The sequence below is a fragment of the Streptomyces sp. NPDC057900 genome (assembly GCF_042887885.1).
GTDB lineage: Bacteria > Actinomycetota > Actinomycetes > Streptomycetales > Streptomycetaceae > Streptomyces.
This window is the reverse complement of sequence record NZ_JBHVOI010000030.1, coordinates 3,887-5,307: the sequence shown is the minus strand read 5'-3', so window position 1 is coordinate 5,307 and position 1,421 is coordinate 3,887. Positions and strand designations below refer to the sequence as shown.

1 rRNA gene (cut by a window edge) is annotated in these 1,421 nt (G+C 55.7%); it reads right to left on the bottom strand.

Annotated features, from left to right (window positions below):
- Nucleotides 1–22: 22 nt before the first annotated feature.
- A 23S ribosomal RNA gene (locus tag ACFVQ0_RS37115) occupies nucleotides 23–1,421 on the bottom strand; it runs 1,826 nt beyond the window's last position.

The following is a 1,421-nucleotide window of genomic DNA, read 5'->3' as shown; positions in this document are numbered from 1 at the left end:
AACACAGTGGACGCGAGCAACTGAGGACAAGCCCTCGGCCTATTAGTACCAGTCAGCTCCACCCGTTACCGGGCTTCCACATCTGGCCTATCAACCCAGTCGTCTACTGGGAGCCTTAACCCCTCAAAGGGGGTGGGAATACTCATCTCGAAGCAGGCTTCCCGCTTAGATGCTTTCAGCGGTTATCCTTTCCGAACGTAGCCAACCAGCCATGCCCTTGGCAGGACAACTGGCACACCAGAGGTTCGTCCGTCCCGGTCCTCTCGTACTAGGGACAGCCCTTCTCAATATTCCTACGCGCACAGCGGATAGGGACCGAACTGTCTCACGACGTTCTAAACCCAGCTCGCGTACCGCTTTAATGGGCGAACAGCCCAACCCTTGGGACCGACTCCAGCCCCAGGATGCGACGAGCCGACATCGAGGTGCCAAACCATCCCGTCGATATGGACTCTTGGGGAAGATCAGCCTGTTATCCCCGGGGTACCTTTTATCCGTTGAGCGACAGCGCTTCCACAAGCCACTGCCGGATCACTAGTCCCGACTTTCGTCCCTGCTCGACCCGTCGGTCTCACAGTCAAGCTCCCTTGTGCACTTACACTCAACACCTGATTGCCAACCAGGCTGAGGGAACCTTTGGGCGCCTCCGTTACTCTTTAGGAGGCAACCGCCCCAGTTAAACTACCCATCAGACACTGTCCCTGATCCGGATCACGGACCCAGGTTAGACATCCAGCACGACCAGAGTGGTATTTCAACGACGACTCCACAACCACTGGCGTGGCCGCTTCAAAGTCTCCCACCTATCCTACACAAGCCGAACCGAACACCAATATCAAACTATAGTAAAGGTCCCGGGGTCTTTCCGTCCTGCTGCGCGAAACGAGCATCTTTACTCGTAGTGCAATTTCACCGGGCCTATGGTTGAGACAGTCGAGAAGTCGTTACGCCATTCGTGCAGGTCGGAACTTACCCGACAAGGAATTTCGCTACCTTAGGATGGTTATAGTTACCACCGCCGTTTACTGGCGCTTAAGTTCTCAGCTTCGCCGACCCGAAAGTCAGCTAACCGGTCCCCTTAACGTTCCAGCACCGGGCAGGCGTCAGTCCGTATACATCGCCTTACGGCTTCGCACGGACCTGTGTTTTTAGTAAACAGTCGCTTCTCGCTGGTCTCTGCGGCCACCCCCAGCTCACGGAGTAAATCCGATCACCAGTGATGGCCCCCCTTCTCCCGAAGTTACGGGGGCATTTTGCCGAGTTCCTTAACCATAGTTCACCCGAACGCCTCGGTATTCTCTACCTGACCACCTGAGTCGGTTTAGGGTACGGGCCGCCATGAAACTCGCTAGAGGCTTTTCTCGACAGCATAGGATCATCCACTTCACCACAATCGGCTCGGCATCAGGTCTCAGCCTTAA